Origin of the sequence: Pseudomonas sp. W2I6 (assembly GCF_030815935.1) — a bacterium.
Taxonomy (GTDB): Bacteria; Pseudomonadota; Gammaproteobacteria; order Pseudomonadales; family Pseudomonadaceae; genus Aquipseudomonas.
This window is the reverse complement of sequence record NZ_JAUSXJ010000001.1, coordinates 1,784,851-1,802,171: the sequence shown is the minus strand read 5'-3', so window position 1 is coordinate 1,802,171 and position 17,321 is coordinate 1,784,851. Positions and strand designations below refer to the sequence as shown.

At 63.0% G+C, this 17,321-nt stretch carries 13 protein-coding genes and 1 pseudogene; 5 read left to right on the top strand and 9 right to left on the bottom strand.

The window, feature by feature from the left end; all coding sequences use genetic code 11:
- Positions 1-46 precede the first annotated feature (46 nt).
- A complete protein-coding gene (locus QF039_RS08555) occupies positions 47-919 on the top strand; it encodes an undecaprenyl-diphosphate phosphatase (protein ID WP_003220102.1) in 873 nt (290 codons plus the stop codon).
- Here the strand turns inward: QF039_RS08555 and QF039_RS08550 are convergent.
- On the bottom strand, positions 916-1,872 hold the full coding sequence (locus QF039_RS08550) for a Dyp-type peroxidase (protein WP_307517431.1): 957 nt from the start codon (positions 1,870-1,872) through the stop codon (positions 916-918). The two genes, QF039_RS08555 and QF039_RS08550, sit on opposite strands and share 4 nt — an antisense overlap.
- A gap of 57 nt (positions 1,873-1,929) precedes the next feature.
- Positions 1,930-2,847 (bottom strand): ADP-ribosylglycohydrolase family protein, encoded by a 918-nt coding sequence (locus tag QF039_RS08545; RefSeq protein WP_177010062.1) that lies wholly within the window; start codon positions 2,845-2,847, stop codon positions 1,930-1,932.
- Between the two features lie 205 nt (positions 2,848-3,052).
- Between QF039_RS08545 and QF039_RS08540 the strand changes: the two genes are divergently transcribed.
- A complete protein-coding gene (locus QF039_RS08540; RefSeq protein WP_307517427.1) occupies positions 3,053-4,792 on the top strand; it encodes a dipeptidase in 1,740 nt (579 codons plus the stop codon).
- Positions 4,793-4,826: 34 nt separating this feature from the next.
- Here the strand turns inward: QF039_RS08540 and QF039_RS08535 are convergent, their stop codons facing one another.
- The 6 genes from QF039_RS08535 to QF039_RS08510 form a co-directional block, all read right to left on the bottom strand.
- Complete coding sequence (locus QF039_RS08535) at positions 4,827-6,566, bottom strand: ABC transporter ATP-binding protein (RefSeq protein ID WP_307517425.1); 1,740 nt, start codon at positions 6,564-6,566, stop codon at positions 4,827-4,829.
- Positions 6,560-8,353 (bottom strand): ABC transporter ATP-binding protein, encoded by a 1,794-nt coding sequence (locus QF039_RS08530; RefSeq protein WP_307517423.1) that lies wholly within the window; start codon positions 8,351-8,353, stop codon positions 6,560-6,562. The genes QF039_RS08535 and QF039_RS08530 overlap by 7 nt, the downstream gene beginning before the upstream one ends.
- 91 nt (positions 8,354-8,444) lie before the next feature.
- Positions 8,445-9,404: a FecR domain-containing protein gene (locus tag QF039_RS08525; RefSeq protein ID WP_307517421.1), complete on the bottom strand. Its 960-nt coding sequence runs from the start codon at positions 9,402-9,404 to the stop codon at positions 8,445-8,447.
- Positions 9,405-9,412: 8 nt separating this feature from the next.
- Positions 9,413-9,922, bottom strand: a complete 510-nt coding sequence (locus QF039_RS08520) for a sigma-70 family RNA polymerase sigma factor (RefSeq protein WP_087694914.1) — start codon at positions 9,920-9,922, stop codon at positions 9,413-9,415.
- A gap of 929 nt (positions 9,923-10,851) precedes the next feature.
- Positions 10,852-12,342, bottom strand: coding sequence for an aldehyde dehydrogenase family protein (locus QF039_RS08515; RefSeq protein ID WP_307517418.1), 1,491 nt, complete (start codon positions 12,340-12,342; stop codon positions 10,852-10,854).
- 13 nt (positions 12,343-12,355) lie between these two features.
- A complete protein-coding gene (locus QF039_RS08510) occupies positions 12,356-12,745 on the bottom strand; it encodes a cytochrome c family protein (RefSeq protein ID WP_008431083.1) in 390 nt (129 codons plus the stop codon).
- Positions 12,746-12,971: 226 nt separating this feature from the next.
- Between QF039_RS08510 and QF039_RS08505 the strand changes: the two genes are divergently transcribed.
- The 3 genes and pseudogenes from QF039_RS08505 to QF039_RS33705 all read left to right on the top strand — a co-directional run bounded on the left by QF039_RS08505 (position 12,972) and on the right by QF039_RS33705 (position 16,489).
- Entirely contained in the window at positions 12,972-14,294 is a 1,323-nt protein-coding gene (locus tag QF039_RS08505) for a hypothetical protein (RefSeq protein ID WP_307517417.1), read from the top strand.
- A gap of 53 nt (positions 14,295-14,347) precedes the next feature.
- Positions 14,348-15,634: pseudogene (locus QF039_RS33710) on the top strand (HAMP domain-containing protein); the annotation flags it as partial.
- A 24-nt stretch (positions 15,635-15,658) separates the two neighbouring features.
- Positions 15,659-16,489 (top strand): methyl-accepting chemotaxis protein, encoded by an 831-nt coding sequence (locus tag QF039_RS33705; RefSeq protein ID WP_371132386.1) that lies wholly within the window; start codon positions 15,659-15,661, stop codon positions 16,487-16,489.
- 130 nt (positions 16,490-16,619) lie between these two features.
- Here the strand turns inward: QF039_RS33705 and hpaC are convergent, their stop codons facing one another.
- Positions 16,620-17,132 carry a 4-hydroxyphenylacetate 3-monooxygenase, reductase component gene (gene hpaC / locus QF039_RS08495; RefSeq protein WP_003212611.1) on the bottom strand — a complete coding sequence of 171 codons (513 nt, stop codon included), beginning with the start codon at positions 17,130-17,132 and terminating at the stop codon, positions 16,620-16,622.
- Positions 17,133-17,321 lie beyond the last annotated feature (189 nt).

The following is a 17,321-nucleotide window of genomic DNA, read 5'->3' as shown; positions in this document are numbered from 1 at the left end:
CTAAACTCCGCGTCACTTCCCTCCCCTTGCTTTCAGGATAAGTACTTTGACAAACGTCTGCACCAGCGGCCTCGATGTCGGCTTTGCGTCCCTGGATTACCTGCAAATAGGCATCCTGGGCATCATTCAGGGCATCACCGAATTGTTGCCCGTGTCTTCCACCGCCCACATGCGCATCGTGCCCGCCCTGCTCGGCTGGCCGGATCCCGGCTCGGCGTTTTCCGCAGCCATGCAGTTGGCCGCCCTGGCAGCAGTGGTCAGTTACTTCTGGAAGGATGTACGCCAGGTCACGGTCGGCAGCATCACTGCGGTGCGCCAGGGTGACTACAACAACCAGTGGTTCAAGCTGGCGGTGGCCATTGTGCTGGCGACGATTCCGATCGGGATTGCCGGGATAGCCTTGTCGTCGACCCTCAACTCCTGCAACTCGCCGCTGCGCGGGCTGATGGTGATCGGGATTTCCTGCCTGGTGATGGCGGTGCTGCTGGCGGCGGCTGAACTCAGCGCAAGGCATAAGCGCACGGTGGGCGAAATGCGCCTGCGGGATGCGCTGATTGTCGGCATTGCGCAGATCGGCGCGCTGATTCCAGGGGTTTCCCGCTCGGGTTCGACCCTGACCGCCGCACTGTTCCTCAACTTCAAGCGTGAAGAAGCGGCGCGGTTTTCGTTCCTGCTGGGCTTGCCGGCGATCGCCCTGGCGGGTTTGAAGGAACTGTGGGTGTTGTTCCATGCCGACCTGCCCGCCCACGCCTGGCCGCATTTGATCTTTGGCCTGGTGGTTGCCAGTGTGTCGGCGTTCTTCGCGATCTGGGGCCTGATGAAGTTCCTGGAGCGATTCTCCACCTGGCCGTTCGTGATCTACCGCGCGGTGCTCGGGGTATTCCTGATTGTGGCGGTGAGCACCGGGTTGTTGGCCTAAGGCGCGCGGTCGGCCAGTTCTTCGAGCAAATCCGCTGACGGTATGAAGAACAGGCCGCCGGTGACCGCCGTGCTGAAGTCCAGCAGGCGATCATAGTTGCCGGCCGGTCGGCCGACAAACATGTTCTCCAGCATCAACTCCAAAGGCTCTGGCGAGCGCGCGTAGCCGATAAAGTACGTCCCGAATTCCCCCGCGCCCGGCCGGCCAAAGGGCATGTTGTCCCGCAGGATTTTCACCTCCTCGCCGTCCTTGGTGATGGTGGTCAATGCACTGTGGGAATTGCTCGGCTTGGTCGCATCGTCGAGCTCGATGTCCGACAGCTTGGTGCGCCCGATCACCCGCTCCTGCGCCTCCACCGACAATTCATTCCAGGCCTGCATGTTGTGCAGGTACTTCTGCACCATTACATAGCTGCCGCCGCTGAACGCCGGATCCTCATCACCGACAATGGTGAAGCCCACCGCCTTGCGCCCGACCGGGTTCTCGGTGCCGTCGACAAAACCGATGATGCTGCGCATGTCGAAATAGCGGAAACCCTGGACCTCGTCCACCACCGTCACCGCATCCCCCAGCGCCGCCATCAACTGGGTGGCCAATTCGAAACACAGGTCCATCTGCTCGGCACGAATGTGCAGCAGGATATCCCCCGGCGTGGCCGGCGCCAGGCGCCCGGCCACGCCCACTTCCTTGAACGGATGCAACGCTGCTGGCCGCGGCCCCCCGAACAGCGCGTCCCACGCCTTGGAGCCAAACCCTGCGACACACGTCAGGTTGCCCGCCGGTACACGCTTGCCGACCGAGCGCACCAGGCCGGCGATATCGGCGCACCAGCTGCGCACCGCCTCAGCCGAGTCACTGCCAGGCGCCAGGGTCGCGACCATGAAAATGGCGCTGCTGGTGATCGGGCTGCAGACGGATTGGGGTTCAAGGTTTTGATCGGATGGCGATGTCATTGAGAGGTCCACGGGTGGCGGTCGAGATTCAACGAGCGCAGATTAGCAGACACTGAGTTAAAGTGCGGCTGCCTGGAGTTGCGCCGCCTGATACAACGCGTCAGCAGTTTCTTGAATATCTTCACACTGCCACAACTTGCCCAACCACTCGGACGGAATGCCCTGCACGCCGTAATACGCGCCCGCCAACTGACCCACGATCGCTGCGGTAGTGTCGGCGTCATCCCCCAGGTTTGCGGCAGCCAACACAGCCTCGGCAAAGCTGTTGGTGTGATGAAAACACCATAGCGCCGCTTCAAGCGAAGCCACTGCGTAGCCAGAACCCACGATGTCACTGCGCGCCTTGTCGAGGTAGTGCCCATCAGCAATGTCCGCAACTTTGGATTCGCTCAACTCCAGGTAGCCGACCTGCAATACCTGCGGTTTCGAATCCCCCCGCAGCGCATTCGCAATACACTCAGCCAGCACGAGGCAACATTCAATCGCCTCCATCGCGCCATGGGTCGTGCGGGAACTGTCGACGGTAAACTCACGCAGGCGCTCGGCATCCGGAAAATAGAACAGCACCACCGGCGCCAGGCGCATCATCGACCCGTTACCCGCTGAGTAAGGATCGGTGGAGCCCGCGAACGGGTCACCGGTGTACTGATACTCCGCCAATGCCTCACGAACCGTCGTGCCAATATCGAAACATTCACCCGTCGAGCTAAGGTAGCCCCACTTCCACCAGTTCAGATAACGGCCCATCTGATCGGCAGCGTCAAAACCATTCTTGCGCAGCAGGCTTTCGGCCAGACAAAGCGCCATGGACGTGTCATCCGTCCACTGGCCCGGTAACAGTTGAAAGGGCCCACCACCAACCATATCGATGACAGGGGCAAACGAACCACGGCGCATGAACTCAACAGTAGTCCCTACTGCATCACCGCACGCCAGGCCAAGCAGGCTGCCGCGGTAACGCTCTGAAAGCATCATCAATCTCACTCCTTTGCACAATTAACACCCTGACAGAAGAACCATACCGTAGCTTTCCGTTCAATGGGTTGCTGTGCATTTCTATGGGAGATTTCCCACTCAGGCACTCCCCTACCCCTGCCTCCCGATGGTAGTGTGTGAAATTGTTTCTGACCTTTCGATCAGACATTTCTCACTCACTCCCTGCAAAGGAATGCCCACAGCAATGGATTTTTCCCTCAAGCAACTGGCCGTAGCCACCCTGATGGCCGCCAGCCTTTCGGTGTTCACCACCCAAGCTCAAGCCAACCTCACCCCACAACAGAACGCCGTCATCCTGAAGACCTTCAGCGATGCCTCGGTCAAGGATTTCCGGCAGTTCCTCGCCAGCCTGGCCAAGAATGACGTGGCCAAGAGCGACAACCTCGGCCCGGCCATCAGTGCCTTTCTCGACAATAAGGACCTGAGCGCCGACCAGCAGAATGAAATCCATCGCCTGCTGGGCCTGTATGCGCGGGTGAAGTACGGTGCGGCCGCCACTGAAACCCTGCGTGAGCTGGTGGAGATCCCGACCTTCCAGGTCGCCGGCGTGGCCCAGCACGACAATCCCGAGTTCATCAAGATCGCCGCCAAGATCAAGAGCCTGGCCGAGTCGTTCAACCTGAACTTCCGCAACATCGACAACCGCGTCTACGAGATTTCCCTGGAAGGCAGCGGCGATGAAGTGGTCGGCATCCACGCTCACGCGGACGTGGTACCGGTAACCCCGGAAAACTGGGTGCTCAAGGACGGCACCAAGCTCGACCCATTCAAAGTCACGCTGATCGGCGACCGGATGTATGGTCGCGGCACCGAGGATGACAAGAACGGCATCGTGGTGGCGATGTACGCGATGAAGGTGATCAAGGAAGAGAAGCTGCCGCTGGCGCGCAATTTCAAGCTGCTGGTGGACACCACCGAGGAAACCTCCGGCGACGCGATCCCGTACTACTTCGAGCACAACCCAACGCCCAACTACAACCTGGCGCTGGACGGCGGCTACCCGGTGGTGATCGCCGAGAAAGGCTACGGCACGGTCATGGCCAAGTTCCCCAAGCGCAAGGCTGAAGGCAAAGGCGCAGAAATCATCTCGATGACCGGCGGCAAGGCCACCAACCAGATTCCGTCGGCGTCGGTGGTGACATTGCTCAGCGACAAGCCTGCCGAACTGGCCGCCAGCCTGCAAAAGGCCGGCAGCGAGTACGCCAAGCGCAATGGCGGCGACTTTGAAGTGGCGGCCAAGGTCATCGGCAAGGACGTTCAGTTGACCGTCATTGGCGTGTCCGCCCACTCCTCCGAACCGGAATCCGGGGTGAACCCGGTAGCCAGGGTCCTCGACTTCCTCAACAGCCTCGACGGCAAGGTCGCGCTCAAGCACAACCAGTTCACCGACGCCGCGCACTACGCCGCCAACAACTGGGGCCTGGATTACCTGGGCGCCAAGCTGGGCGTGGGCTTCTCCGATGCGTTCATGGGCCCGCTGACCACCTCGCTGACCTATGTGGGCGAAGATGACACTACCTTCAAGCTGGCGGTCAACCTGCGGGTGCCAAAGGGCAAGTCACCGGAAGCACTCAAGGCCGAAATCGCCGACAAGCTCAGCGCCTGGACCAAGAAAAACCACGTGGCTGTGACCTTCGATTACTCGATCGCCGAGCCGATGTACCGCAACCCTGAGGGCGAGTGGGTCAAGGCGCTGTTGGCGGTGGCCAGCGAGAACCTGGGCATGGAGCACAAGTACGGCACGTCTGCCGGCGCTACCTCGGTGCATGAGCTGCCCAACGGCGTGCAATTCGGCCTGGCACGGCCGGAGGTCAAGTACACCGGCCATACCGACAACGAGTTCAAGACCGTCGACCAGTTCCTGCTGGACCTGCAGATCGTCACCGAAATGATGGGCCGCATCGGGCAACTGCCGAAGCTCTGACCTGCCCTTCGGACCCGCCGTCCTGGCGGGTCCACTAAGCGATACGCCAGCCTTTCGACGCCCGCCGCTGCGCGAGGAACCGGGCATAGCGCCCTTGTCTTGCGGTCAATTGCTCAGGCGTGCCCTGTTCCACGATCCGGCCTTCATCGAGCACCACGATCTGGTCGGCCATCACCACCGTCGACAACTGATGCGCGATCACGATCAGCGTGCATGTGCCGCGCAAGCGTGCCAGGGTTTCGGCGATGACCGCCTGGTTCTCGGCGTCCAGTGCTGCCGTGGCTTCGTCCACCAGCAGGATCGGCGCGCCCTTGATCAACGCACGGGCGATCGCGACACGCTGACGCTCGCCACCGGACAGGCGTGCCCCGCCCTCACCCACCGTGGTCGACAGGCCCATGGGCAGGCGCTCGATAATCTTCTGCACGCCAGCCTGCCGCGCGGCCTCCAGTACTTGTGCGTCGCTGGCGTCGGGTTTGCCGAGGCGAATGTTGTCGGCGACGCTGCCCTGGAACAGGTACGTGTCCTGGAAGATCTGGCTGATCTGCGCGTTGAGCTGCTCACCGGACATCTGTCGCACGTCCACGCCACCGATACACACCTGGCCCTGGCTGACCTCGAAAAACCGTGCGACCAACCGCAACAGCGTGGTCTTGCCCGAACCGGAAGCCCCCACCAGCGCGGTCATGCTGCCGGGCTCAATACGCAGGTTCACCCCGCGCAGCACGTCCCGCGAACCGGCCGCGTGGCGAAAGCTCACATCGAACAATTCCACCGAGGCATCCCGTGGAGATTGCGGCGCGCTCGGCGCCTTCAGGGGCGACGCGGCCAATATCTCGCGCACCGCCTCAAGCTGCACCCCGGCGCCGCGCAACGTTTCGCCATAGCCGGCCACCTCCAGCAACGGGTCAATGAAGCGGCTGACCAGCAACAGCGACACCATCACCGCAATCACCGAGCCCACGTGCAAGGCATTTCCCAGGTAAGCGTCAAGCCAGAGCGCGGCGGCGATCAACAAGGCCGCGAACACCACCTGCACCAGCCACATGTTCAGCAGAATCGAGGTGGCGGATAGCAGGATCAGGCGCGCCCCGTTCACGTGCTGCTGCTCGATCGCCCGTTGCAGGAACACCGAGCTGCCGCCGCCACTGAAGGCACGCAACACCGACTGCGACTGGGCGAACTCCAGCATGCGCTGGCTGGTGTCGGCCGAGCTGCGCCGGAACGCCCGGTCGGCGCGCCGCCCAAGGCGGGCGCTGAGCCAGAACGCGCCGCCGAGAATCGGCAACGCCAGCAAGGCAATCAGGCCCATTTTCCAGTGCAGCACAAACAACGCCAGTACCAGCACCAATGGCGTCACCACGCCGCTGAGCACCGGAGTAAATACATGGGCCGGCAGCTGAGCCACGGCCATCATGCCCAGGGTCACCACCTGGTTGAGCCGCGCCGTGTTATCAGGCGTGAACCAACCGACAGGCAGTTCGGCCACATGGTCGCCGATGCGCTGGCGCCCGCCTTGCAGCACCGCCACACCCACCGCGACGCCAGCCTTTTCAACCTCGCGTCGCGTGGCCCAACACGTCGCCACCGCCGCCAGGAACACCACCAGCCACAACGCCGCTTCGGCCAGATCACCGTTGAGCATGTCGGTGAGTACCGGCACCAGGGCGGCGAGGGTCAGCCCGCACAGCGCACCGTAGAACATCACTTTCCCGACATAGCGACGGAAGACCGGCCCGTCATCGCCCAACAGTTCGATAAAGGTTTTCAGCATGTCGGCAGCGCCTGTTCGCGGGTCTGTTTGTAACCGCCCGACGCCCACAGGCGCGCATAACGGCCCTCTTGCGCGATCAGTCGAGGATGGGTGCCCTGTTCAACAATACGGCCATTTTCCAGCACGATGATGTGGTCGGCGTGCATCACGGTATCGAGGCGATGGGCAATCACCAACAGCGTGCGCCCTTGGGCAAAGCGCGACAGCGCCTCCTGGATTGCCACCTCGTTTGCGGCATCGGCGGCGGCCGTGGGTTCATCCAGCAGCAGCACCGGCGGCGCCAGCAATACTGCACGGGCGATGCTGATACGCTGCTGCTCGCCACCGGACAACTGCGCGTCCTCGCCGATCACCGAGGCATAGCCCCGTGGCAAGCCGATGATGCACTCATGAATATTCGCGGCCCGTGCGGCCGCCTCGATTTCCTTGCGGCTGGCGCTGGGCCGGCCGAGGGCGATGTTTTCGGCAACGCTGGCGTGGACCAGGCGCACCTCTTGCAGCACAAAGCCGATCAGGTTGTAGAGCTGCGAGGTCTCGATCTGCCGCAGGTCGACGCCGCCCAGGGTGATACGCCCCTCGGTCGGGTCAAAAAACCGCAGCAGCAGGCGCGCCAGGGTCGACTTGCCCGAACCCGAGGCGCCGACGATGGCGGTTACGGTGCCAGGCTTGAGGGTGAAGCTGATGTTCGACAGTACCGGGTGCTGCGGGTCGTAGGCGTACCCGAGGTTTTCGACGCGTACTTCGGCGTCCTTGGGCAAGCGTTCGCACCCCGGCTCCACCTGGGCCAGCACCGGCGTCGCCAGCAGTGCCTGCACGCGCTGGGCCGCGCCGGTGGCGTTGTCCAGATCATGCACGATGTAACTCAGCAGCATCAGTGGCGCGCAAATGCCCGGTGCAACGATGGCGAACGGCAGCACCTCCACCGCGCTGATCCAGCCCAGGCTGACAAACACCAGGCCAAACGTCAGCACCATGGCGAGCACCGTCACCGGGGCGATCATCGCGTTGGCATTGGCCATCGTCCCCACCAGTGGACGGGTGAACTCAACGAAGGCTTCGCTGAAATCATCTACCGCCTTGCGGTAACTGGCGTGGGCCTTGCCGGTGGCACCGAAGGCCTTGACCACCGGAATGCCGTTGACGAACTCGACCACCGCGTTATTGACCCGGGTCATGCGCTCGACAAAGGACTGCATGTGGCTGCCGCTGGCTTTCATCGCCCGGGTAAAAAACAGCAAAAACCCCGGAAACGGCAACAGCGAGACCAGCGCCATGCGCCAGTCCACCATGAACAGATAAGCCGCCGACAGCAGCACGGCCCCGGCACAACGGCCCACGGTGGTGTAGAAATGCGCAGTCAGGCTATGCAGGGTGCCGATGTCGTCCTGCATCGCCTGCTTGACCTCGCCCGATGCCCGCTCGGTGAACCAGCCCAGCGGCACCTGGCTCAGGCGCTGGGCGATGGCCAGGCGCAAGTGGCGAGTGATGTGGTTGTCGGCCAGGTGCGCGACCGTCTCCGCAACTGTCATCAACAGCAGGCCCGCGAACAGGCTCGCCAGGCTGAGGCTGATGGTCAACCAGACCTCGCCCGATGCCTGGGCCATCGACGGCGCGCCGAGGGCGACCCTGGCGATATGCACAATGCCCCCCAGCGGCACCAGCGTCAGCATACTGCCCACACCGGCCAGCAGTGCCGCAGCGATCAGTCGCCCGCGCACCGGCCGCAACACTTGCGAGACCGCGCCGCGCCCCCTGGGTTTGGCCGCAGCCACATCCTTGTTACTCATGAAGTCTCCCTGACTGAATGAGCCTTTGCTCGCCCTTACCTTATCTTCCGAACGAGCGGCCAAAACCCTCAATCGAAACCTCAAGGAATTTTCAGGCAGGGGCGCGGACCGTCACCCAATAGCGGGTGCGCCGCACCACCTGGATCGGCAACGCGGCGGCCAGGTTGTCCAGCGCCAGGTCGGTATTGTCCAGGTGCAATACACCGCTGACCCGCAGCATCGCCACCTCAGGCGCACAGCGCAGTACACCGGGGCGGTAGCGTCCCAGCTCGGCGATCAGTTCGTCGAGCCGGGTGCCATCGGCCACCAACAGGCCCTTGACCCAGGCGATGCTGCGGTCAGTCACCGCCGCAGTCGGCTGCACCGTGTCCCTGGAAACCGTGGCGCCTTGACCTGCCTCCACCCGCGCACCTGCGCCATGGTCGGGCTGCACCTGCACGGCGCCCTCAAGCACGGCCAAATGGCAGTTGCCGTCGTCGCATTGGCGCAGGCTGAAACGCGTGCCCAGGGCATGAAACACGCCCTGGCGACTCTGCACCCGAAACGGCCGGGGTGACGGCGCGGTCGTGATGAAGACCTCGCCGGCCCGCAGCAGCACCAGGCGCTGGTCGTCATCGAACTGCACGTCAATTGCTGAAGCCGGGCCCAATACCAGGCGGGTACCGTCGGGCAATACCACTTCGCGAACTTCGCCGGTGCGGGTGCTATGGCCGGCACTCGCCAGTTGCCAGGCGTCGGTGCGGCGCACGCCGTAGGTGAGGCCACCGGCTGCGACCAACAGGCCCAGCAGGCGCAGGGTGCTCCGGCGGTCGGGGGAGTCGGGAGCGTCGGGTTCGGCCAGGCTGTGCCTGGCCACCGGCGCGGGGATGCTGTGGAGTTTTTGCTCGAAGCCCAGCAGGCGCGTCCAGGCCAGTTCGTGGTGGGGATGTTCGGCGCGCCAGTGCAGGCAGTTGGCGTGTTCTTCGGCGCTGGCGTCATCGGCCCACAGGCGGGCCATCCAGGCGGCGGCGCGCTCGATGATATCCGGGGAGATTGGCTGCTCGGTCGACATTGCGAGGGTCAACCGTACAGGGTCTGGTAGCAGGCCAGCAGGCCGGCGGCGATGTACTTTTCCACCGAGGAGACGGAGACCTGGAGCTTGGCGGCGATCTCGCGGTAGCTCAGGCCATCGAGCTTGCACAGCAACAGGGCCTGGCGCGCCTTGGGTGGCAGGCTGTGCAGGGCGGCGTCGATTTGGATCAGGGCCTCGATGGCCAGGGCGCGGGTTTCTTCATCGGGGGCGCAGGGTTCGGGCAACAGGGCCAGGGCTTGCAGGTAGGCGGATTCGATCTGGCGGCGGCGGTAGAGGTCGATGACCAGGCCGTTGGCGATCTGGGTCAGGTGCCGCCGGGATTCGCCGGTGGGCGGGAGTTGGCCCTTGCGCATGAGTTGCAGGTAGACGTCGTGGGCCAGGTCGGCGGCGTCGAATGCGTTGCCCAGCTTGCGGCGCAACAGGGTACGTAGCCAGGCGTTGTGGTCGACGTATAGATTTTCAACCTGGCGTTGAAAGGCGAACTGTCCGATGTTCACAAACCTCTCCTTTTACCCAATGGGCCCGGGGGTGCTGGGGCGATTGGGCTGGTAATGATTTGCAAGACTATCGGCTCTGGGCTGCGGGTGCAATGCGGGGGGATGGCGGGGGGGATGGCGGGGTTATGGGTACATATCCGTTGCTGCGGTCACGGCTGCTATTGGTTCCGCTCTTACAGCGGCTCACTTTTGAACAGCGCAAAAGTAAGCAAAACGCTCTTGCCCCACCACTCGGCACCTCGCCTAGGCTCGGTGTGCCCTCACTCCGGCTTTGGACCGTGGGCCGCCGTCATGGGCCATCCCTGGCCCAGGACGGCTAACCCGGCGTCCTGCCGGGTTACCCACGCTCCAAAGCCTGCGTTCGGCCAGCGTGGTTTAACGGGGCGCCTAAGATCAAGATCAAAAGCAGATCAAAAGCACAGCGGCCTACCGGCCGGCTTGAGTGTTTAAAAGCCAAATCAAAAGCTAAAGCGGGCACGGTCCAAATGTGGGAGCTGGCTTGCCTGCGATAGCATCGCCTCGGTGTGTCTGATGTACCGAGGTGCCTGCATCGCCGGCAAGCCAGCTCCTACAGAAAAGCAGCTCTGCTTTCGCTCTGGTTTTTGATCTGGCTTTTAACACTCAGGTCGGCTCTCAGGCCGCCGTGCTCTTGCTTTTGATCTTGCTCTGACTGCCCCAATAAGCCCGAGGCCGAACGCAGGTATTGCGCAGCGGGTAAACCGGCAGGACGCCGGTTTAGCCGCGCCGGGCCATGGATGGCCCGTCGCGGCGGCCCGCGGAGTAATGCCGGAGTGAGGGAACGCCGAGCCTAGGCGAGGCGCCGACAGGCGGGGCAGAGCGCTTTGGTTACTTTGCCGCTTTTGCAAAGTGACTCGCTGTAAGAGCGAAACCATAAGTCGCCGTGACCTAAATAACGGATATGCCCCCAATCAATGCGCAATACACACCGACTTCAGCTCGGTATAAGCCTCAATCACCGCCCGCCCAAACTCCCGCCCCATCCCCGATTGCTTCACCCCGCCAAACGGCATCGCCGGGTCCAGCAACACATGCGCATTCACCCAAACCGTCCCCGCCTCGATCCGCGGCACCAGGTTCATCGCCTTACCCAGATCATTGGTCCAAAGACTGGCCGCCAACCCATACCGATTGTCATTGGCCAACTCAATCACCGCATCCTCATCATCAAACGCCATCACCCCCAACACCGGCCCAAACACCTCCTCCCGGGCCACCGCCATCCCATGATCGATATCCGCCAAAATCGTCGGCCGCACATAAAACCCCTCACCCGCAACCTCATCCCCACCGATCACCACCCGCGCCCCTTCAGCCCGGGCCTGCTCGATATGGCGCAGTACCCCTTGCTGCTGCTTGCGCGACACCAACGGATTAATCGCCGCCTCACCATCCATCCCCGCCCCCAACGGCATCGCCACCACCGCCGCCGCCAACCCCTCGACAAACCGGTCATACACCGAACGATGCACATAAAAGCGCGAAGCCGCCGCACACACCTGCCCGTTGTTCAGCAACCCACCCAGGATCGCCCCCTGGATCGCCTTATCAATATCCGCATCCGCCAACACGATCATCGGATTCTTGCCCCCCAACTCCAGGGCAAACCGCGTCATGTTCTCCATGCACGCCACCCCCACGCTCTTGCCCACCGCAGTCGAACCGGTAAACGACACCTTGCTCACCAACGGATGAGCAGTCAGAACGCCCCCCACCGAGGCCCCGCCGCCGGTCACCACGTTGAACACCCCCGCCGGAATCCCCGCCTCCAGCGCCAGCTCCGCCAGGCGCATCGCCGTCAGCGGCGTTTCCATCGCCGGCTTGATGATCACCGTGCACCCGGTCGCCAGCGCCGGCATCAATTTCCAGGCCGCAATCAGCAGCGGGAAATTCCACGGCACGATGCCCACCACCACGCCCACTGGCTCGCGCTTGGTGAACGCAGTGAACCTGGCCCCCGGCGGCAAAGGGATGGACACGTCGAAGGTCTGCCCTTCGATCTTGGTCGCCCAGCCCGACATGTAGCGCATGAACTCCACCGTGGCGTTCAGATCCAGCCCCCGCGCCAGGTTGATCGACTTGCCCTGGCTCAGGGTTTCCAGCTGCGCCAGCTCCTCGGCATGGGCCTCAACCAACGCGGTGAAGTTCAGCAAAATCCGCTCACGGTCGGCCGGGCGCAATCCCGACCACACGCGGGACTTGAACGCCGCATGGGACGACTGCACCGCCTGCTCCACCACGTGCAACGGCGCGTCGAGGGTTTCGCACAGGGTTTGCCCGGTGGCCGGGTTGACCACCTTGATGTGTTCGCCCTCGGCAAATACCCACTGGCCATCGATAAAGCAGCCATGACGACGGTCCAGGAATGCAGCCACCTGCGGCAGGATTTCAACGTTGCTCATGATTCACCTGTATTCAATGTTGTTCTTTGAGAAAGCAGGCGACCGCTTGGCGATCGTCGGCCGAAGCCAGGCCCATGTAGGGCATGTAGGTGCCGGGCACAAACGCCTGGGGTTGGGTGATGAATTGCGCGATGGTCTCGGCTTGCCACTCGACGTTTTTGTCACGCATCGCCTGGGAGTAGCTGAAGCCCGCCAGGGAGCCGGATTTACGCCCGTAAACGCCCGCCAGGTTTGGCCCCATCATTGTCGCGCCGCCCTTCGCCACCGCATGGCACACGCTGCATTCGTTGGCGAAAACCTGGGCGCCACGGCTCTGGTCAGGGCCGCATTCAGCGGCGAATGCGCTGTGGGCCAGGACCAGCGACAGCAGGCCGGCCAGGGAAAATCTGTGTGCAGTGAACATAGAAAAACGACCTTGGAAATCATCGAAGTTGCCGACGATTGTCAGGGCTCAAGGTCGCTCGGGTTTTGCCCTGCGTGCCAGTCGTATTGGCCGGGCTGCCAAACCGTGGATTCTGGCAAGCACAGTCAAGTCTTTGGCAACCAGACAAAAGGCACGTCAGTTCGCCAGCATTAGTATCGCGGCAGACCCCAACCCTGTGGTCATGAACAAGAATGGATGCCACACCATGCTCAAGTCCCCCTTGCTTCGTCTCTCGACCCTCGCGCTGATGATCTGCGCCAACCCGGCCGGCGCTTATGAGCTGTACGCCGATGACAGCAGTCATCTGAACGCCACGCTGGAAGCGGTATTCGGTGCCTTCCACAGCCAGCAGAACTACAGTCAATCCGGACGCCTGGCCAAGGGCTCCTCGTCCTGGCGCGAGGGCTACGTGAAGTACGGCCTGAGCTTCGACAAAAGCTTCAGCGGCGCCGGCACCACCTACGGTGCGGCCAACCTGCTGAGTTCCGGCACCTGGGGCGACGGCGATGCCGCAGGTTTCAGCGACGGTTCGGAGCGCACCACAAAATTCGAAGACGCCTACCTCGGCTGGCGCTCGGGCAAGTTGTTTGAGGCCCTGGGCGAGAATGGCGTGGACCTGTCCTTCGGCCGCCAGAACATCGTGGTCGGCGACGGTTTCCTGATTGACGGCGACGCGCTGAACTTCGGCAAGGGCGTGGCCGATGGCGACCTCAATCGCGGCGGCGGCTACTACATCGCCGCCCGCAAGGCCTTCGACGAAACCGCCGTGTTGCGCCTGGGCGGCAAGGACGGCTGGCGCAGCGACCTGATGTGGCTCAAGTCCGATAACCGTGCCCAGGCCAAGACCGAGATGTACGTCGCCACCCTCGAACACGTGGCCGCCGAAGGCACCGTGGGGCTGACGTACATCGATACCACCGACGTCGACAAGCAGTACGCCTCCCCCACGCAGCTGGAACGCGATGGCATGAAGACCTACAGCCTGCGGGCCACGGGCAATGCCGGGGTGACCAACCTGTTCCTGTCCGGCGAATACGCCTGGCAGGACAAGCCCCACACCGGCAACGAAGACGCCTGGTACCTGGAAGCTGGCTGGACATTCTCCGACGTGACCTGGACGCCGTATGTGAGCTACCGCTACAGCCGCTTCTCGGAAGGCTTCGACCCGCTGTTCTACGGTTTCAGCCGTGGCTACGGCACCTGGTTCCAGGGTGAAGTGGCGGGCAATTACGCCGGGCCGTTCAACAACAACTCACGCATCCAGAACGTCACGTTCAAGGTTTCGCCCCTGCAGAACCTCAACGTCGGCGCGGTGTTGTTCGACTTCAAGACCATCGACCGCAACCTCGGCAACAACGACGGCCACGAGCTGGACCTGTACGCCGAATGGCACGTCAACGACCACCTGACGGTGATGCCGCTGATCGGCCTGTACCAGCCGGACAAGAGCGCCGAGCAAGGCGGCACGCAGCTGGGCAACCACGATAAAAACCTCTACAGCCAAGTGGTGTTCGCCACTAACTTCTAAGCCCGGCCGGGGCGGTGGCGCCGCCATCGCCCCGCCTGGCCAAGGCCTTCGCAATGCACAAGAAATTCCTCACGATCCAGAGCAAGATCGCCCTGCTCGCCGGCCTCTGCCTGTTATTGGTGGTCGGCCTGCTGATGAGCCTGTCGCTGTACCAGACCCACCAGAGCAGCCAGCACGTGGCCCAGGCCAGCAGCGACATGCTCGCTGCCGCCGCCAAGGAACACATGCAGGCCCTGGGGCAAGTTCAGGCCATGCAGGTGCAACGCAACTTCATGCAAACCCATGAATACGGCCAGGGCTTGTCGCGTTATGTGCTGTACCTGCGGCAACTGCAACAACAGGGCAAACTGACCCGCCCAGAGTTGCGCCAGGAGCTGAATACCCAGCTGCGCCAGGCCCTGGTCGACAAGCCCGACCTGCTCGGGATTTACGTCATTTTCGAAGCCAATGCCCTGGACGGTGACGATGCCCACTTCGTCGAACAGGCCGCCGTCGGCAGCAACGAGGCCGGGCGCTTCGCCCAATACTGGGTGCAGGCCACCCCGGGTGAACTGACAGCGGTAGTCGGCGACGAAGCGCTGCTGGCCAATACCTCGCCCGGCCCCAGCGGCGCGCCGTACAACGCCTTCTACACCTGCGCCCGCGACACCGCCAGGGCCTGTGTACTGGAGCCGTATTTCGACGAGGCTTCCGGCAGCCGCAAGCTGGTGACCAGCATTGCGTTCCCACTGATGGAGCACGGCAAGGTGATCGCGGTGATTGGCCTGGACATCAACCTGGCGGCCTTGCAACAGGCCAGCCAAACCAGCGCCGGGCAACTGTTCGACGGCCACGGGCAAGTCAGCATCGTCAGCCCCAAAGGCGTGATTTCCGCCTACAGCGAGGACGCCAGCCGCCTCGGGCAGCCGATCAGCGAAGTCATGCACGATGGCGCTCAGGTACTGGACGCGTTGCGCCAGGGGCAACCGCAAACCTTTGTCGATCAACAGCAAATCAAGCTACTCGAACCGCTGGCACCGATTGCCGGTGCAGCACCGTGGGGCGTTCTGGTGGGCGTGCCGCAGTCGGTGCTGCTGGCGCCGGTCACCGCGCTGCAACAGCAACTCGATGCCCAAGGGGTGAAAAGCACCGCCCTGGAACTGCTGCTGGGTGGCGGCTCGGCCCTGCTCGGCCTGCTGTTGATCTGGTACGCCGCGCTGCGCATCACCCGGCCGCTGCAAACCCTGACCCGGGTGATGGAGGACATTTCCCGTGGCGAAGGCGACCTGACGCGGCGGCTGGAGGTGCAATCCCGGGACGAGATCGGCCAGTTGGCCAGCGCCTTCAACCGTTTTGTCGAACGTATCCACCAGTCGATCCGCGAAGTGTCTTCAGCGGGGCTCGGGGTCAACCAGGTGGTCAAGCGGGTGCTGCTGGCCTCGAATTCCTCGCTGAACAACTTCGATGAACAGGCGACCCGCACCAACAGTGTCGCGGCGGCGATCAACGAACTGGGCGCCGCCGCCCAGGAAATCGCCCGTAATGCCTCCGATGCGTCGCAGCAAGCCTCCGGCGCCCGGCAACAGGCTGAGGACGGGCGCCAGGTGGTGGAGCGCACGATTGCCGTGATGAATGAACTGTCGGGCAAGATCAGCGCCTCGTGCGTGCACATCGATGCGCTGAATCACAAGACGGTGAACATCGGGCAAATCCTGGAGGTGATCAAGGGCATCTCCCAGCAGACCAATCTGCTGGCACTGAACGCCGCCATTGAAGCGGCCCGGGCCGGTGAGGCCGGGCGCGGGTTTGCGGTGGTGGCCGATGAGGTGCGCAGCCTGGCCTATCGCACCCAGGAGTCGGCGCTGGAGATTCAGCAGATGATCGAAGAGTTGCAGGTGGGCGCACGGGAATCCGTCAGCACCATGACCGAGAGCCAGCAGCACAGCGAGGAAAGCGTGAGTATCGCCAACCTGGCGGGTACGCGGCTGGCCAGTGTGACGCAGAGGATTGGCGAGATTGATAACGTCAACCAGTCGGTGGCGGCGGCGACCGAGGAACAGACGTCGGTGGTGGAAGCGCTGAATGTGGACATTACCGAGATCAATATGCTGAACCAGGCCGGGGTGGAAAACCTGCAGTCGACGCTGCAGGCCTGTACCGAGCTTGAGCGTGAAGCGGAACGCTTGAATCAGCTGGTGGGCAGCTTTCGCATCTGACCAACAACTGCCCCGCAGGCCCCATGTGGGAGCGGGCTTGCTCGCGAAGACAGAGTGTCAGCCACTGAATAGGTTTCTGATACACCGCCTTCGCGAGCAAGCCCGCTCCCACATTTGATCTCCTGAACCTTCAGCAATGGGCGCCAGCATGCTCAATCCGGTGAAACAGCCGGTTGAAGTACACCAGGCTGTCGCCCTGCCCCCGCACCCCAACCCGCGACAACTCCACGAACATCACCGAATGCGACCCTACCTCCTTGCACTCACTGATACGCCCTTCCAGTTGCACCAGCGCATCCCGCAGCACCGGTACCCCCGCCTCGCCTCCGTCCCACAGGTCCCAGGCAAACCGCTCCGCCATGGGCACCTGGGTCATCCCGGCAAAGTGCCGCGCCAGTTCTTCCTGCTCCCCGCACAGCACGTTCACGCACAGCTGCCCATTGGTACGGAACACATCATGGGTTGCACTCCCGCGGTTCACGCACACCAACACCGTGGGGGGCGAATCCGTCACCGAGCACACCGCACTCGCCGTGATCCCGCAACGCCCGCCGGGGCCGTTGGTGGTGATGATGTTCACCGCGGCCGGCAGTTGCGCCATGGCGTTGCGAAAGTCGATTTGCTGCTGGCTCAGGTCGGCCATGTCGGTGCCCCTTTACGGTCCGTGGGTGATGCCACAAGACTAAGACGCCCCGTGCGGCGCGACCATTCAGACGATCCCCATGCCGACTAGGTGGTTTCTTTATCGTCAGGGCCGTTCACACTGGGTATTCTGCTGGCTAGGCTCCACAGATGAGCCAATGTCCGCCGCAGCGTGCCCGCGTGCGAAAAC